Source organism: Erwinia oleae, from assembly GCF_000770305.1.
Lineage (GTDB): Bacteria > Pseudomonadota > Gammaproteobacteria > Enterobacterales > Enterobacteriaceae > Erwinia > Erwinia oleae.
The window spans coordinates 1-16817 of sequence record NZ_JNVB01000079.1; the positions used below are offsets into that span (position 1 = coordinate 1).

The following is a 16817-nucleotide window of genomic DNA, read 5'->3' on the forward strand; positions in this document are numbered from 1 at the left end:
GTTCCGTCACGCCCATGCCGCCAAACTTCTTCTTCCAGTTGTAAAAAGTAGCCTCGGAAATCCCCATCTTTCTGCAGACTTCCTCCACCCGCGTACCTGTTTCTGCCTGTTTCAGGGCAAAAGCGATCTGCTCTTCGGTATAACGCGTCTTTTTCATGCCGGATGACCTCATTTGTTCATGGAAAGAAAGGCCGGAAACCCCACTTTACGCCGGTACTGAACAAAGGGAAGAGATCAATGCACCGAATTATCAAGAAGAATATGTATAAGATTTTTGGGAGCTTGAGCTCCAATTGTTGCCATATTTCCCAGTTTCATTAGTGCTGCGCCGTCTCCATCGATGACGACAACAGTATTTTTGTAATTCAGCGCAATGCCCAACCCCATTGCACTCGCACAACCCATTGAACCAACCTGATATATATTTTGAGGACCATCATTTATTGTAAATAACTCCCTACCAGTTTTTCCAGTCGTAGTAACTACTGGTACATTTTGTGGTAATACTAGGGCTATAGTTTCTAAACACGAGACACGTGATGTATTAACCTGCATATTCCTAACATCATGCGCTTCACCCTTCTTAAAAGGACTTAGCATGTTTTTTAATTGCAACTCTTCATCATCGAATGAGTTTTTTTTCAAAATGAAAGCTGAAGATAATCCGTTTGAAAGCATGTAGTTCTCTGCACAAGAAAATTGACGTGACAGATCTTCTCCATCAGATGGGGGTAAACAATAATTGATTTTCAGTTGTTCTAATAAACTTAATGTTATTGCCCCCATGAGTTCATGTTGAGGTTCGTCCATAACTCCAGGCTCACCTCGCCATGAAATAAGTAACAAGAGTGGGATTCTAAAGGGATAGCTCAGCGATGTCAGCGGATTAATCATATTACCAAGACCTGAGTTTTGGCACATTACAACACTTTTTTTTCCTGCAAGCCATGCCCCAGTTGAGATTGCAACAGCTTCACCCTCACTGGTAGCACCCACATATAAAATATTTTTTCGACTAATCACACAATTTAATAAAGGTGTTAAAAAGCTGCATGGAACACCCGAATAAAATGTGAACTCGTTATTTAGAGCTGCGTCAATAAAATCATTTGCCGAAATCATACGAATCCCTTTAAATAATTTAAGTAACTAAATCTAAAAAGTTCGGATGTAATTCCTAAAATCTAAATTGTTGTGAATATTCCTTATACTTAGCCGCTAGTTCATTAGACCAGAGAAAACAGTCATCTAGCTTCATAGTCTTACATTCATAATTTAGGATTGATTTTAATATTGATACTTCTCGTTCGCAAAAATGGACTGTGCCATCTAAATCGATCTTCTCAATTCCATCTGCTTTTTGACACTCTTCATTAATTTTTATTGCATCTGACTGTGTCAAAGATGCTGCAAGGTCTAATTTTATTGAATCCTTACTGACTAATACGGGATATCCTCCAGGAAGTCCTAGGGGACCGGGAGCATGACATTTTATATGTGAGGATGAAGTGAGCGCATTGAGAATTTTTGAAGCTGAAGAAGCTGTTAGGATTTGACCTTCAGTACCCCCTGTACGTCTAAGAGGACCATTTAGTAGAGAAAAAATAGCTGCATGGTCTACGGATTCACTTAAGAGCGCACCATCTACAAAAATTTTCAGATCGTACTTAGCTCGACCAGCATTACCAAATCTATGGACATAATGAGTAAAATAATGTGATGCAATGAGTTTAATTTCAACACGATGTAAATCGAGACCCAAATACATTGCGGCTGCATGCGTAAGCGCTGGAACAATATTCCCAATGTTTCCTACACCTATGTCAGGGGCTAAACCAACCTTTGATAACACAGTTCCAACAGCGTCGGGGAATGCCGAGTTAACTACTTTGCAATCAATACCAGACATCTTAACAGACTTCATGAGGTTCAGATTCAGCGAAAGCTGCATCGGTAACCAAAGCCCAAACTCTGCCTTGTCGATTTCTTCAAAATGTTCTTTTGGTAACAATGTAATCAACCGAGCTGCCTGTAAAGAAGCGCCCATAAAAATAATCTTGGGCTTGATTTTAGAGAGTGTTTCAGCAGTCTGCTCAATTTCATTCAAGTCAATCTCTGCTGTAGAAAGATTGGACCTGTTTCCTAGGTTAAAAGCAGTAAACTGAGTCAAATTCGCAAGGCGAATAACGCTATCTCGAGACCGACCAGCAAGAGTAAGATTTGTCACCTTCTCTGAATTAGCTAAAAGGGGTAAAAGGTTAGCGCAAAGATTTCCAGTACCAATTATCAGCATATCTACGTCCACTTCTTTTGAGCTATTTAACATATACATCTCCTGATAGATATATGAATTCAATCGCTATTTAAGAGTGCGAACTATACAGAAACTGACAAAACATTAAGCATGAGGTTAACTAATCAATCACAGGGGAATGACAATGTCAACAGTAAGGTCAAACAATCAATTGAACTCTTCACGCACTAAGTGACCTGGCCCCAGGATTAGATACAACCTTCAGTTAGTAATGTCAGTTGGTTTTTCTTCATATTTCCCGTTTCGCCAGCCCGCTGCAAATTCAGCCGGCGTCAGGTAATTCAGCGATGAATGTGGTCGACACTCGTTATAATCCTGCCGCCAGTCATTAATGATTTCCCGGGCATGTAGAATATCGCTGAACCAGTGTTCATTCAGGCATTCATCCCGAAAGCGGCCATTGAAACTCTCAATAAATCCGTTCTGCGTTGGCTTGCCCGGCTGGATTAAGCACAACTCAACACCATGTTCAAAGGCCCATTGATCGAGCGCGCGGCAGGTAAATTCCGGGCCCTGATCGGTTCTTATCGTTGCAGGATAGCCACGAAACAGCGCAATGCTGTCCAGAATACGTGTCACCTGAACGCCTGTAATCCCGAATGCCGTGGTGATCGTCAGACACTCCTTCGTAAAATCATCCACGCAGGTCAGACACTTAATCCTGCGGCCGCTGGCAAGTGCATCCATGACAAAATCCATCGACCATGTCAGGTTCGGCGCATCCGGGCGAATAAGCGGAAGCCGCTCAGTCGCCAGCCCCTTGCGGCGTCGCCTGCGCTTTACACTCAGGCCGTTGAGATGATAGATGCGGTATACCCGCTTGTGGTTGACGTGAAGGCCCTCCCGACGCAGTAGTTGCCAGATGCGCCGGTAACCAAAGCGGCGGCGCTCAAGTGCCAGCTCTGTGATGCGTAGAGACAGCTGCGCGTCAGCAGCCGGACGCTGAGCCGAATAACGGCAAGTCGACAGGGACAAACCTGCCAGCCTGCAGGCACGACGTTGCGACAGACCTGCGGCCTCACACATGACTTCCACTGCTTCCCGCTTCTGGTCTGTCGTCAGAACTTTCGGCCAAGAGCCACCTGAAGCGCCTCCTTATCCAGCATGGCTTCAGCGAGCAGCTTCTTGAGGCGGGCGTTCTCCTCTTCAAGCGACTTGAGCCGCTTCACTTCAGGGACTTCCATGCCGCCAAACTTCTTGCGCCAGGTGTAAAACGTGGCATCGGAAATGGCGTGCTTACGGCAGAGCTCACGGGCAGAAACTCCGGCTTCGGCCTCGCGGAGAATACTGATGATCTGTTCGTCGGAAAAACGCTTCTTCATGGGGATGTCCTCATGTGGCTTATGAAGACATTACTAACATCGCGGTGTGTTAATCAACGGGGAGCAGGTCACTTGGTGTTCTAAATTACATGAGCGTGGTGGTGACATTAGCTTTCCGACAAAACAGATCTTACTTAAGCCAGAACCGTTTAATAGCATAATCATGTTCCATCACCCACTTTCATGGTTCGAGCCAAATAATGGTAAAGAATTAAGAAATATCATAAGAAACAATTTTTCTGTTGCATTAACTGGACATGAGCATGTCAGTGACTCATTCAAAATTGATACAGAGTCTTCTACCACTCTAATGATTGAATCCTTACCAGTTGATGATAGTCATGTTTCAGAAAATGGATTTATGACATTTGAAGTTGAAGGAAATGATATATTAATTAGTACTTATATTTGGGATGGTAAAACTTATGATGAAGGTCAGAACTTTCTTAAAAGTGATGTAATTGAATTAAAGAGCTCCCTAGTTTCAAATAATTTTGAAGTCAATGGTAAATTTCACCATTTCTTACAAGATCTTGGAGCTGAATATATACACCCCTCATCAAAAAAATTATTTTTAGATGACGTTTTTGTTTATCCCAACTTGAGAGATCTTTCTGATGATAAGGAACAGACACGAAAGATATCTTCAAAAAAAATAATCAAGGATGATGAAAAAAGGATTATACTCATCGGTGATGAGTTTTGTGGGAAATCTACAATTCTTAAAAAACTATATCTTGATACAATAAAAAAAGAAAAGCTCGCATTATATTTAGATGGTAACGTAATAAAAAAATCCAGTAAAACTCCAACAAAAATACTAAATGATGCGATTATCTCTCAATATGTTAACAAAACCTTATCAGAATTTATGACTTATAAAGTGGACAAAACACTTTTTATAGATGATTTTCATGATATAAAAGGCGACGTTAATTCATTAAGAGAGCTTCTGGGTACATTTGATAAAATTTTTGATAAAATTATAATAACTATTAGCGATAGTTCTAAGTTTTCAGGGACTGATATTGTCGAGTCCAGTCCATTCACCGCTGAATATAAACAATATCAAATATTGAAATTTGGCTTTAGATTAAGGTATGAATTAGCCAATCGTTGGAATATGCTCAAGCAACCATGTGCGGAGGAAAGGTCAAGCCTGATTCAAACAAATGATTCATCAACAAAGATGATTAATACAATAATTGGGAAGAATTATATTCCATCGACACCTTTCTTCTTGTTAACGATGCTTCAATCGATTGATAATGAACAATCTTCAGATCTCAAAACTAGCTCATATGGATACTATTATCAATTTCTTATTACTAGCAGTTTGGGCAATGCTTATGTAAGAAAGGAACAGTTGGATGAAATATTTAATTATATCACCGAACTATCATATTACTTCTATAAAAACAAAAAAGATGAAGAAAGCAAAGAAAACCTTTGGGTATTTAACAATAATTTGTGCTCTGAATATGGAGTTCAACTAGACTTTGGTGAGCGCTTTAATCTACTGGTTAAGGCAAAGATTATGGAAAAAATTGAGCCGGATCACTATCGGTTCAAATACAATTATGTTTATTACTTTTTTATAGCAAAATACTTTTCAGATCATCTTCGCGAGGTTGAAGTAATAGAGGACATAAAGGAATTAGCATCATCTCTGCATTTAAAGCAAAGCATGAATGTTTTAATGTTTCTCACTCATCATTCAAAAGATCAGTTTATTTTAGATCTAATAACTGACCAAGCTAAATTATTATTTAGAAATTTTGAACCAGCAACTATTGATTTGGATTCTGATTTCATTAATAGCATCATGGATAAGTTACCTGAAATATCTTTCGTACAAAAAGATAGACTGGAGTTCAGAAGGGAAGTAGAGGACAATAAAGATATAAATAATGACGATATTGATAATGAAAGAAATTCTAATGCAGAAAGTGATGATGACAATAAAGAGAAGAAACATATCTACGATGGTATCGATCTTAATCTTGAACTCAATCTAACCGTTAAATCGCTTGAACTTCTTGGACAGTTGTCAAGAAATTATTATGGCTCACTTAAGATTTTACAAAAAGAATTGCTATTGGATGAAGCTATAAATGCTCCTTTGAGGTCTTTGAATTTCCTTCTAAGTTCTGCAAGGGATGAGCCTGAGAAAACAATTGATACCTTAGAATCAAAAATAAATGAAGCTTTAGCGGGAAGGAAAAGCAAGACATCAGTGGATGTTCGCATCATTGCTCGAAAAATATTATTTAAAATGTTATTTACTGTGACATACTCTATAATTTCAAAAATAGCGTCATCTATTGGAAGTTCGCACTTACAACCAGTTATTGATAAGGTTTGCTACAACAAGAATAGCGATGCTGGCAAACTTATCCGACTAGCAAGTATACTAGAGGTAGGTCAAACAGTTTCAATTGAGGAATTAAAGAAGTTGAACGCTAGTTTGAGTAAGAACAGCCTTTCGACTTTGGTTGTAAAAGCATTGGTAGTAAATTATTTATATATGTTCGAGCGACCTGACAAGCAAGTTCAGCAGATTTGCTCTGCGGTTAATATAAAGTATGATGCTGTATCAAAAGAAATTGGATTCCAAAAAATAAATAAATAAATATACATCAGGTTCAGTGGTTTTTTCATTGCGGTGTTTAAATGAGGGCTGCATAAATCGGCCCTCAATTAACTAAATGTAAGTCAGATATATGCACAAGTGCATTCAGCGTTGTCCATGCCGACTAAGTTATTAACATTAAGATGGAAACATTAATGAAGTGGAAATATCAACTCAACGTCAAAAATTTATTCACTTTATTGTTCAGGTCAGACTGATGCCCCTCACTTATCAGGCTTAGAAATCTTATCCCCCATGGACTACGTCGGGAATTTGTTTCCATAGGCGGCTCGTCCAAGAATCTTTAAGGTGCTCAGGATTGGAAGAAATATAAGTCGCTTTAATTACGCTATTTTGACTGTTTCCACGGATATTGAGTGTCAGACGATCATTACCTGCCCAGTTCCTGCTCATGCTGTAGTTGGTACCTGGCTGTGCTTCCCAACTGGATCCTTCTGAAATGGCTGACGCTGACCAGCCAGCATTTCCCTGGCCGCTATTACGCGCAGCGGCGATATCAGTATCCGACACAAATCCGTAGTGTTGTTTTAGTCGCATTGCAACCACATCAACTGGAACCGAAAAAGTTCCTGAGGTCCAGGTCACCGAGTCACGACGTGTCGATTCTGCGTTCTCAGTCGCTGGCTGCTGGCTGGGGGAATTGAGGAGCGAATTCAGATTGCCGAGGCCGAATTCGTTTAAGGCGTTATTGCTGCAGCCTGTCAGCGCCAGAAGGAGAGTTGTAAAGAAGACAGCAGAGAACATTTTTTTCATTTTATTAACCTTTCAGTGAAGGGCTGCATGAAGCAGCCCGTAATTATCAGAACGTGAAGGTAAGTTGAGCCGCCGCACCATAGGTGCGGTCGGTTCCGGCCATACCGGTCAGTTCTAGATGCACCACGTTAAAGGGGGAAATGCCAACACCGGCGGTAAACACGTTATTCTCACTGTTGCGCATATCAGCCCGATAACCCGCACGCAGCTGTGCCCAGTCCCAGGCGTTGAGTTCGGCACCGACACCGGCATACTGTGCTTTTTCATCGGAGGCAAAGCCGCTGGCAGGGGTCAGATCAACATCTGTCGCCAGCGTGATGAAACCATTGCTCCAGGAGGTACCAGCAGTGGCCTGAGGGCGGATCTGGAAAGTGTCCTTAAGACCATTTACTTCACGGGTGGCGACATTCCGTGAGACCAGGTTCTGACCGGTCAGGCCCAGCGTCCATTCCGGCGTCAGCTGCGCGGCGAAACCGATATCCACGTTGCCACCACTTTCGGAGCGTTTCCATTCCCCGCTGTGAAAGTCGGAAGTGCTGTAGTTATTGATGGCCACGTTGTAGTTCCAGGTATCCACGCGCTGGAATTTAGGCGTGATACCCACCGATACCGGCGTACCGGCCAGCGTGAACTGATGGGCCATGGCGAGTCCGTATTCACTGACCAGTGCCGCCACGCCTTCTGCACGGGAGGTAAGCTGGTTCAGATCGTCCTGCGTAGGCGAGAAAATGCCGGTCTGTGCGGCATCGAGATACGCGAGATCATGATCGGTTACCACCGCACGGGCCTTCGCCTGTCCCCAGCCTTTAACCACCAGAGCAAAGGGCAGCGTGTCGTTGGGAATGGCAATCACGGCTGACACGCCGGCGCTGGCGTGACCGCTGTCGCCTGAGACGTCCTGCAGAGATTTTTTGAGCGCCGCAGACTGTGCTGCACTGTTACCACTACCGGCAGCGTCACTCAGGCGGTTCCAGTTGTCTTTTACGCGGTCAAGGCCGTCCTGCAGATTATCCGGATCGCTGACCTGTGCCCCGATGCCCGGGAGGATAATGCCAATATCGTCGCTGGCATCATGACGCGTCATCAAGGCGGGGTTGGCCAGTGCGGCCGCCGTATAGCCGGATGAGGCCACGCCGGTGCCGCCCATTGCGTCATTACGCGCCTCGGTCCAGGAACCTGCTGCCTGAGCCGCTGGCAAAGCAGTCGCCAGCAGCGCCAGTGTGATTCCGTGTGTAATCATGGATACTTTCATCATTTATTTCCTTTCATCGGTTGTATTTTTTGGGTAAAGCGAATCCCTGGCACTGACGCACCAATAAATAAGGGTAAAATTCTGTTGCCGCCATTTAATAATGAGGGGTGAAACAGCAATATATCGTTAAGAGTTAATCTTTTCCTCACTCCTGTGAGCTATTCAAGTGAGCGAGATCTTCCGGTCAGCTAATTACTTTTTCATTCCCAACACCACTGACAGTTAACACCCTTGTCTTTCTGTTCTTCGACAAAAGTTCTGAGTATTGAAAGCAATGAAACGGGTAATTCATTCCCGCGAATAAACTGAGTAAAAATATGCTCAGGTACTGATGCCGTTTCAACATCTCCCAGCCGGGATATTTCCCTCATGGTTTCGCAGAAAGTCAGAAAATCGTTTGTCTTGTAATTAGCTACAACCTCATGCGGAATAATGCCACTGCAGGTCACGACTCTCAGGGTTATTCTGTTAATCTGTTTCAGCTGACGGATACAGACGACCGTTTCATTTTTACCGCCGAAACGGTCAATACTACTGTCCTGGCGAACAAGCGTAATGGCAGGCAGTACGGTTCCGGCGCAGACCTCAGGCAGGAGGCGATCTGCGACATCCTGCCAGCTGGTGAACGTCACCTGTTTGACAGGCTGTTCCTCAGTACCGTTAAGCCAGTCAGGAGACACGCCGAACCATTCTGCCAGCTGATGGATTACTGGCGCCGTCAGATAATCCAGCGTGCGCTCACGGTTCTCCAGTACGCTGAGCCCCATGTTCATCCCAGACAGCAGCGTGGCCACCCCGGTCACGCTCAGCCGGTGCGCGTCCATCAGCTGCCAGAAACGTTCATAAATCCGCGTCACCGTGGCCTGACGTGGGGCTAGTGTTTCCAGCATTATCCCCTCCATCAGAACGTTGACCAGCTCGGCGGTGGAAATACCCAGTATCTGTGATACCCGCGAGATGAACTCCCGTACGGCAGGACGAAAGCGGATGGCCATGGGCGTGCCCGCTGTTTTTTTGCCGTCGGCAAACTGTCGGACCAGCTGCTGCATTTCTTCATCCTGCTCCAGCGCAATACGGGAGAGGATGGTTGTCATATTATTTCGCTTCATAAGTTCCCTGGTGCTGACTAACGTCATGATTTGACTTATGTCAGGCTCATCTGTAGCCGCTGTGATTACGTTACCTAGCTGTTCGGCACCTGTATAACGGATAAAATCGATCGTTCAGATCGAATACACGCATGTAGCCAGTGTGAGCTGCTGCGCAAGCCGGTGACAGGGGAAATTATTTTTGCGCATCAGAAGATTTTCGTTTCAGAACCAGCACAGGCCAGACACTTCGAAATTCCGTGCGCCAGCGCCATTGCCGGAAAAGGATTTCCAGCTGCATCACTGCCTTCCTGGCCGGGGTAAAGGGAATGCTGTATGTCCGGCTGCGAACATCAAAGCCGCTTTTCTCTAGGTGAGCCATCACCCTGCGGGCGCGGATGCCGGTCAGGAGATGGGAGGAGATGATGACGGTCTGGTGAGTCTGCAGCGCCTGACAGGCAGAAGTGTTAACGCTGTTCCAGAACTGGCCGACCTTCTCTGGCGTCAGATTCGTGGTGGGCTGCCAGGGAGCAAGATGCACCCAACCTCGCGTGCGTCTGTGGCTTATAAGCGTTAACGCCGGCCTGAACTGACGTTCTGCGCGGGCAAGTGGTTTCAGCATGAAAGGTATGCAGGCAAGCAGCGCCCAGACCGTGACAAAAACGCCATGTCTGCTGCCGCCGGTAAAGCTGCTGCTCATCAGACTGGAGAGGACCAGCCATGAAGTCAGGGTGATAAAGACAATCATCTGCTGCATAAATGAAACTCTGCACGATAGAAGGAAAGAGGGGGCATTAGAACAGTAAGGTGAGTGGTTGACAGTCAGAAACCGTGAACCGGTTATGAAGATTTTTAGCAAGTGAGATTTCTGCTCCGGCTAATACCGGGTTTTTCATTGCAATTGCGGCAGGGGCTTTTAGCGTAACGTCATTTTATCAGGCTGAAACCTGAGGAGGTAACGGTGCGCGGACTAAACTGGTTAACAGGCAGGAACAGACAGCAAAACAGTGCTGATGCTCCGGCTGACTTTGATTATAGAGAGCAAATAAAGACATCAGAGGCGGGCTGGCATCCTGCCCAAAGCGCTGCAGCCTGTTTGGCATCAAGGGATCGACGTCAGCTCATAAAAGTATTGTCAGAAAACAGTCCGCTTTCGAAACCCGTAACAGACGCATGGTGGCTAAGTCCCCTTGAGCAGATGGCTGCCCGCGTTCAGGCGTGCCCGGCAGCATGGAACGGCCCCTTTTCAGGCCCCGGGGGATTTACCGACCTGAGTCTCACGGTAGCCACGCGCGCCGTCAGGCTGGTGCGCGGTATGATGCTGCCACCGGGACCCCATCCGGAACTGGACTATGACCGCTGGATGATGGAACTCGATCCTAAAGAACGCAACCGCAGACATCACTTTGGCGAGCCGGAGACGGTTGCCTTTCCCGCCGCAAACAAGCCTGTTAATGCTGATCACGCCCTGCATACCACAGGCTCAGATGAGAGTGAAGGCGTCCCGCTACCTGTCTCCAGTTCACGTCCTGAGGTCTCAGGAGGGGCTGTAACGCCCGTTCCGGGTAATGCGTCTTCTCCTTCTGAAACACCGATTAATGAGCCCCCCCGGCATGAGGTTCAGCCAGATATGTACGGTGCCGCGCCGGTTATTTCAGGTGAGAGCGGGGATGTTAGCGGGCGGGTTACCCTCTCCGATGGGTACGGAGAAGAGAATGGCGGAGAAGAGGACAATGGGGAGGATGGCCTGCTTTCTCTTTTAACACCAGAACCTGAAGTTGTCCTGCAGGATGACGCGCCGGTGAGTAATGACAGCATCTGGCATGTGCCGGCCCATCAGGACGATATCGAACACCTGCAGAATACCGCTTTTCGTCTGGCATGGGAGCTGGGTGAGGTCCTTGGCTGCGAAGATGAAATTCTTCCTCAACGCGACAAGGACACGTCTGCCGGTTACGTCGGGGCAGGTGAGGTGTGTTCTGAAACCGCCGCATTTCTGCTGGGCCTGACCGGCGAAGCGCCTGTGCTGCATCCGGCGGCAGGGGTGTGTGGTCTGCCGGAGCTTTTCACCGGCGGCCCGGGTGAGGGGGAAGCACCTGCCCTGACAGATGAAGATGCTCTGAAACTGCTCCGCCTGATGCGCGTTATGCGCCGTCTCCGGGAGCTGCAACGCGGTCTGAAGTACGGGGAGGATAACAGTGATGAATAACTCACAGCGACAGTTGCGACTGCTGAATCTTGTCAGGAAACTGCTGAAGCTGGGCCGCAGCAACAGTAATGCCCATGAGGCAGGACTGGCCCTGCAGCGTGCCCAGAAGCTGATGGCCAGATACGGTATCAGCGAGCCTGACGCCGGTCTTACATCTGTGCGCGAGGCGTCTTCCCGCACGGCCCCTTCGGATGCTGAAAAAGTTCCGGAATGGATGGTGACCCTTGTCCGGGGCGTCTGTCATGCCTTTGGCTGCCGCGCTTATTACTCATGGCGTCAGACCTCTGCCGGGTATCGCCGTTCGGTAACCTTTTACGGATTCAGTGAAAAACCTGAGATAGCAGCCTATGCCTTTGATGTGCTGACGCGCCAGCTGAAAGATGCCACAAATTCTTATCTCAAAACCCAGAGTAAGCGGCTGAAACTGGCCACACGCCGGGCGAGAGCGGAGCAGTTCCGTGACGGCTGGGTATGTGGGGTGCGTGAGGTGATATCGGCAACTGACATCAGCAGCGAGGAGCAGCAGGTGATGAGCCACTGGCTGGAAAGCCGCAGTATGAAAACAGTCACAACCCGTGAACTGAAAGCCTGCCGCGGGGCGGATACAGCACGTTATCAGGGGTATGAAGCCGGACAAAATGCCCGTCTTCATCAGGGTGTCAGCGGCCGGGGTCCGGCAGCCATTGGTTACCGTCAGGATTAAGGGGGAATGATGAACAGTTTATCTCAGGCTGCAAACGGATTATTGATGCAGCTGGTTATGGATCTCAGAAGTGGCTATCTCCGCCGCTGCGAATCGCTGGGACTGAACCGCGAGGAAATGCAGATGCTGCAGGGGCTCTCGCTCGAAGAGCTTCACTACCTTTCCGGCAGTGAGGTGTCGATCATCAGTGTGGGCATCAATCACGGCAATCTGGTGCGCATGCTGCAGCAGGCCCGGACGGAACAGAAACGACTCCAGCGTATCGATCGTGCGCTGGCGCTGGGCGGCTCCATTGAACTGATGGCCAATTACTTCGGGCTCTCCAGTACGGACGTGGCGGCCCGCCGTCGTATTGCCGGTATCGATGTCCGGCCGGGGCGCGGTAACGCACTGGGTGATGAGGAAAACGCCGCCCTGTGGCGACAGTGGCAAAAGTCCGGGGTTGAAGATGCGGAAAGTGCTGACGGGCTGGACGTGATGATGCTGGCTGCAGAACAGATGAACGTCTCGCTGACGTCGGTCTGGCATGCGGTCCGTGGCTGGCACAAGACCCGGCAGTCTTCTCCGGCCCGAACGCCGGTAAGGAAGACGGCATGAAATACAGAATGGTTGCGCCGGGCCTGCGGGCTCCCCATGGTACGCCGCCGCAATGCTGTCAAAAGGCGTTACGTCAGGTTCGCCGTTTCCGGCAGGGGGCGCGTAATTACACCCGGCTCGATGAGAAAGGCTGCGGTTACTACAAAATCGATCTCGGCCCGTTCTGGCGTCTGCTGAGTCGCAACGAAGGCCGGACATGGCTTCTTCTCAGCCACGAACGCTATAACAGCGCCATACGGAAATAGCAGCATGACAGCCTGTTTACCCTGCACCCGTACGCGGGTGCAGTATTAAGCATACTGACAGTTCAGAACGGCCGTGATGGCGGCCGAAAAGGAAAAATAATGAGTCTGCCTGCAGAAAGCCTGATTGCTTATACGCTGGATAAAATGAATGCCCGCCTTGCGGCCAGTCCCCGGCGGGATGATGGCAGGATACGTAACGGCCTGCTGTTTACCGGAAATGTGCATGATTCCATTCCCCGCCGGCTGTTGCTCGACACGCGGTTGTCACCACTGGACAAGATGGGCTGGATGATGATCCGGCTGTATGCACAAAATAATGAGGGGGCGGTTTTCCCCAGCTATGACGAACTGCAACTGCAGCTTGCCTCACCCGGAAAGGGGAAAGCCTCAAGGGAAACGGTAAGCCGCGTCCTGCTTATGCTACGAATAACCGGCTGGCTCAGCCTCTGTAAACGCGTGCGGGATGATAAAGGGCGGGTGCGGGGGAATATCTATGCTCAGCACGATGAGCCCCTGACGTTCAGCGATGCGGAAATGCTCGACCCCCGCTTCCTTGATACGGTGGCGGATGCCTGCCTGAGTAAAAACCGGACTATCAGCCAGACCGCCCGCGAAGTGCTCGACGATATAAAAAACGACCCCACCATGCGCCATTATCGCAGCCATCTTGCGCTGATCGAATCGCGTCTGGACCGCCCACAGACGCCCAGCCAGATGGCGAAACATCATCACCGAATACCCTGTCCCGCACCGGGTTCGGAAACCGAACTCAGTCATAAACGGCCAGGATTCGCCGCTAAAAAACAGGGGTCGGATACCGAACTCAGTCCAGAAAGATACAACAATTCACTGAGTTCGGAATCCGTACTGCCAGTAAAAACAGGCAGTTATGACCGGGTTCGGAAACCGAACCATTACGTACGTAGTATCACACACAGTGTGAATAAAAATACGTACGTACCGGGTAAACCTGTGCTTCCCGACAGTCTGCATGAACTTGTTCCGGCAGAAGATATTGCCATGCTGACCGCACAGCTGCAGGCGTTGCCTGAGGAGCAGGCACAACTTGTGCTGCTCAGCCTGCAAAAGGTGATGGCACGCCAGCAGCTCAGCAACCCGGTTGGCTGGTTGCTGGCCGTGATGAAGAAGGCGCGTGAGGGCAGGTTATACGCGCCCCGTCAGGGTGGCGATATATCTGACAGTGTCGGGCAAAAAACAGTTCAGCGTCCCGAACAGCAACAATGGAAACCCGAACCACGCGCCTCTGCCCGCCCGGTATCGGAGGAAAATATCAGGGAGCTGGTGAAGAAAATTCGGGAAAAAATCATAAATTCATGAGATTGCAGATTTTTACAGGCAGCGGAGCATGAAGTCTTGCACTTTTGCCAGCAAAAGTGCTGGCTAAAAAGTGAGCGCTGTTGCCAGTGGCAACACTGACTAAAAAGTAAGCACTGTTGCCAGTGGCAACAGTGGTTAAAAGCCAGGCAATATTTCTTCGCCATAAAAGAGATGAAGGTCCTGCAAATTTGTAATGGTGACGATCTGGTTTTAAGTTGTTCATATACCCCTCTCGCCCGGACTATCTCAAGCGTGTCAAAACTCATTACCCACTAAAGAGAGGCGTTAGACATGTCTGATGGTAAAACAAAGGGCGGAACAACCGCTTCACGAGCGGGGGCCCTACAGTCCTCTGTTAATATCCTGCTCCATACACATTATGCAATCCGGCTTTGGGAGGGCAGGAAACGTGATGCTCCGGACGAGACAGGGGTGAAAAAAAAGAGGCCTGAAATAATCAGCATGCCGCAAGCCATTGCGCGAGCTGGTAATGCTTCCCGAGACTCAGCGGCAGATAATCCCTATGCCGATATGGCTCTGGTACGGCTCGAAGAAGCCCTGCAACGAGCAACACTTAAAATTAATGAAAACGTCAGTTCACTGGATGCCATATTGTCAGCCGTACCCAAAGGGGTAACGCTCTCGGAAGTTGAATCAGCCGATCCGTTAAATGTCAGCGTTTTCAGCCGTTCACCGTTAGGATACCGGTGCGTATGGCTTCTGGTTGGATATGATCAGTTAGCAATGAAAGCTTTCCAGGCTTTTCATTACGGACTGATTTCGCGTTCGCAACGTGACACTATCCTGGACAATGGTGGCCATGCTGTTCGTCAGGTCTATGGCGTGATTCAGCCTTACCGAACACTTGCAGTGACTCGCCGTGATATTGCAGAAAAAACCACGCAAGGGCTTGTTGCCATTGAGCGAAATGGCGAACCTGATCCGGATGTGTTAAGCGGTAAAAAACGTTCTTCGTTCTCACCTCCGCTTAAAAACAACATAGCAGAGGAGGAATAATATGATTCGCCCTGTGTTCCTCCTCACCTCCTTCTTTTTACTGAGCGGATGCGCAACAACGGACTGGGCTGCGATTAATAAACAGGTCAGTGACACAGCCGCAAACCTGACAAAAACGTTGGGCGGCAACAGCAGCGGAGAAAGTGGCGGGATGCCGCTGATGAGTCCGGCGGGGCAACAGGCCATGCAGTCCGTCGATAAAACGTTCTCCGTGCCGGTCGATGTGGATACCGCGGCGGCCCGCCTGAAGCGCCATTACAAATTTATCTCCACGCAGGAGCTTGAGGCACTGCGGCAGGCCGCAAATGACGGGGACTGGAAAGCGGCGGCTGAAGATGATGCGCATCCCGTCTGGGACGCCATGCCGGGCAGCTACTACAAAATGGGCTCCGACTGGAACGAACGTGATCACCTGGATATCGAAATCGAGAAAAACGGGTCCGGCAGCAGGCTCTATGTTGTCTATCGCTCATCATCATCACAGCGTCTGGCCGGGTCCGGCGTCACGAAGCTGATGAATGATGTCCGCGCTGTTGCGGCGGGTGAAAAACGCTGATGCGGGAGGCAACACATGCAACTCTTTCTGTGTGAAAAACCATCACAGGCAAAGGATATTGCCCGCGTGCTGGGTATCAGCAAGCGTGAGCAGGGATTTATCAGCGGCGGTAACATCGTTGTGACCTGGGCGGTCGGCCATTTACTCGAAACTGCCAGCCCTGAAGCTTATGGTGAGCAGTATGGCAGGCCATGGCGTGCCGATGTCCTGCCTGTGCTGCCTGAGACCTGGGAAATGGTCGTCAAGGAGCAGACAAAATCGCAGTTCACTGTTATCAGTAAGCTGCTCAAAAAGGCCTCTGAGGTGGTCATCGCCACCGATGCCGACCGCGAGGGCGAGGTGATCGCGCGTGAGCTGCTGGAATACTGCCGCTACAGTGGCGCGGTACGCCGGCTCTGGTTGTCAGCCCTGGATGAGGCAAGTGTGAAGGAAGCACTGAGCAATATTCTTCCCGGAGAAAAAACAGCCCTGCTGTACGATGCCGGCAAGGGCCGGAGCCAGGCTGACTGGCTCATCGGTATGAACCTGACCCGCCTTTATACTCTCAAAGCCCGTGACTCAGGGGTGTCAGAAGTGCTGTCCGTCGGGCGGGTACAGACGCCGACGCTTGCCATGGTGGTTAACCGGGATAATGAAATCACGTCCTTCGTGCCAAAGCCCTGGTGGCAGGTACATGCGCTTATTGAAAAAGAGGGCGTCCGGTTCCGGGCAGGCTGGGTGCCCGTTGAGCAATACTGTGATGAGGAAAAGCGTTGCATCAATCCCCAGGC

Annotated in this window: 18 protein-coding genes; 9 read left to right on the forward strand and 9 right to left on the reverse strand. The window is 48.7% G+C overall.

The features are described from left to right. The 4 genes from GS12_RS19360 to GS12_RS19375 form a co-directional block, all read right to left on the reverse strand. On the reverse strand, positions 1-157 hold a 157-nt coding region (locus tag GS12_RS19360; protein WP_034949846.1), incomplete at its 3' end, for a transposase. 77 nt (positions 158-234) lie between these two features. Beyond that, positions 235-1122, reverse strand: coding sequence for a phosphonopyruvate decarboxylase (aepY, locus tag GS12_RS23590; protein ID WP_034949876.1), 888 nt, complete (start codon positions 1120-1122; stop codon positions 235-237). Positions 1123-1177: 55 nt separating this feature from the next. Next, positions 1178-2326, reverse strand: a complete 1149-nt coding sequence (locus tag GS12_RS19370) for a hypothetical protein (RefSeq protein ID WP_052118533.1) — start codon at positions 2324-2326, stop codon at positions 1178-1180. 189 nt (positions 2327-2515) lie between these two features. Continuing rightward, a protein-coding gene (locus GS12_RS19375; protein WP_152601448.1) for an IS3 family transposase occupies positions 2516-3636 on the reverse strand; the annotation gives its coding sequence in 2 pieces (ribosomal slippage) (positions 2516-3378 and positions 3378-3636; 1122 coding nt in all). 163 nt (positions 3637-3799) lie between these two features. On the opposite strand from GS12_RS19375, the gene GS12_RS19385 reads away from it, so the two are divergent. After that, entirely contained in the window at positions 3800-6268 is a 2469-nt protein-coding gene (locus GS12_RS19385) for an STAND family AAA ATPase (protein WP_235421250.1), read from the forward strand. 246 nt (positions 6269-6514) lie between these two features. On the opposite strand, the gene GS12_RS19390 is transcribed toward GS12_RS19385, so the two are convergent. The 4 genes from GS12_RS19390 to GS12_RS19405 form a co-directional block, all read right to left on the reverse strand. Next, positions 6515-7042 (reverse strand): membrane lipoprotein lipid attachment site-containing protein, encoded by a 528-nt coding sequence (locus GS12_RS19390; RefSeq protein ID WP_034949853.1) that lies wholly within the window; start codon positions 7040-7042, stop codon positions 6515-6517. A gap of 46 nt (positions 7043-7088) precedes the next feature. Beyond that, positions 7089-8297 carry a conjugal transfer protein TraF gene (locus tag GS12_RS19395; protein WP_034949855.1) on the reverse strand — a complete coding sequence of 403 codons (1209 nt, stop codon included), beginning with the start codon at positions 8295-8297 and terminating at the stop codon, positions 7089-7091. Between the two features lie 197 nt (positions 8298-8494). After that, complete coding sequence (locus GS12_RS19400) at positions 8495-9403, reverse strand: hypothetical protein (protein WP_052118534.1); 909 nt, start codon at positions 9401-9403, stop codon at positions 8495-8497. Between the two features lie 175 nt (positions 9404-9578). Next, positions 9579-10139, reverse strand: a complete 561-nt coding sequence (locus tag GS12_RS19405; RefSeq protein ID WP_034949857.1) for a hypothetical protein — start codon at positions 10137-10139, stop codon at positions 9579-9581. 204 nt (positions 10140-10343) lie between these two features. Here GS12_RS19405 and GS12_RS19410 point away from each other — a divergent pair, with 204 nt between their 5' ends. From GS12_RS19410 to GS12_RS19430, 5 genes are all read left to right on the forward strand, one after another. Further along, on the forward strand, positions 10344-11591 hold the full coding sequence (locus GS12_RS19410) for a TraI domain-containing protein (protein ID WP_235421257.1): 1248 nt from the start codon (positions 10344-10346) through the stop codon (positions 11589-11591). Next, positions 11584-12294, forward strand: a complete 711-nt coding sequence (locus tag GS12_RS19415; protein ID WP_034949859.1) for a DUF2786 domain-containing protein — start codon at positions 11584-11586, stop codon at positions 12292-12294. Before GS12_RS19410 ends, GS12_RS19415 begins: the two co-directional genes overlap by 8 nt. A 6-nt stretch (positions 12295-12300) precedes the next feature. Continuing rightward, positions 12301-12891: a DUF2857 domain-containing protein gene (locus GS12_RS19420; protein WP_034949861.1), complete on the forward strand. Its 591-nt coding sequence runs from the start codon at positions 12301-12303 to the stop codon at positions 12889-12891. Further along, the gene (locus GS12_RS19425) at positions 12888-13136 is read left to right on the forward strand and encodes a ParE family toxin-like protein (RefSeq protein WP_004115572.1); all 249 of its coding nucleotides are present in this window, start codon (positions 12888-12890) and stop codon (positions 13134-13136) included. Before GS12_RS19420 ends, GS12_RS19425 begins: the two co-directional genes overlap by 4 nt. Before the next feature lie 99 nt (positions 13137-13235). Then, positions 13236-14474, forward strand: a complete 1239-nt coding sequence (locus GS12_RS19430) for an STY4528 family pathogenicity island replication protein (protein ID WP_034949866.1) — start codon at positions 13236-13238, stop codon at positions 14472-14474. Here GS12_RS19430 and GS12_RS24410 read toward each other — a convergent pair. Next, the gene (locus GS12_RS24410) at positions 14461-14697 is read right to left on the reverse strand and encodes a hypothetical protein (protein WP_152601449.1); all 237 of its coding nucleotides are present in this window, start codon (positions 14695-14697) and stop codon (positions 14461-14463) included. The genes GS12_RS19430 and GS12_RS24410 overlap by 14 nt on opposite strands. Before the next feature lie 68 nt (positions 14698-14765). Between GS12_RS24410 and GS12_RS19435 the strand changes: the two genes are divergently transcribed. The 3 genes from GS12_RS19435 to GS12_RS19445 form a co-directional block, all read left to right on the forward strand. Further along, complete coding sequence (locus GS12_RS19435; RefSeq protein WP_034949868.1) at positions 14766-15491, forward strand: PFL_4669 family integrating conjugative element protein; 726 nt, start codon at positions 14766-14768, stop codon at positions 15489-15491. A 1-nt stretch (position 15492) separates the two neighbouring features. After that, positions 15493-16047 carry a hypothetical protein gene (locus GS12_RS19440; RefSeq protein ID WP_031594541.1) on the forward strand — a complete coding sequence of 185 codons (555 nt, stop codon included), beginning with the start codon at positions 15493-15495 and terminating at the stop codon, positions 16045-16047. A gap of 15 nt (positions 16048-16062) precedes the next feature. Further along, a partial coding sequence (locus tag GS12_RS19445) for a DNA topoisomerase (protein WP_034949874.1) occupies positions 16063-16817 on the forward strand: 755 nt, incomplete at its 3' end.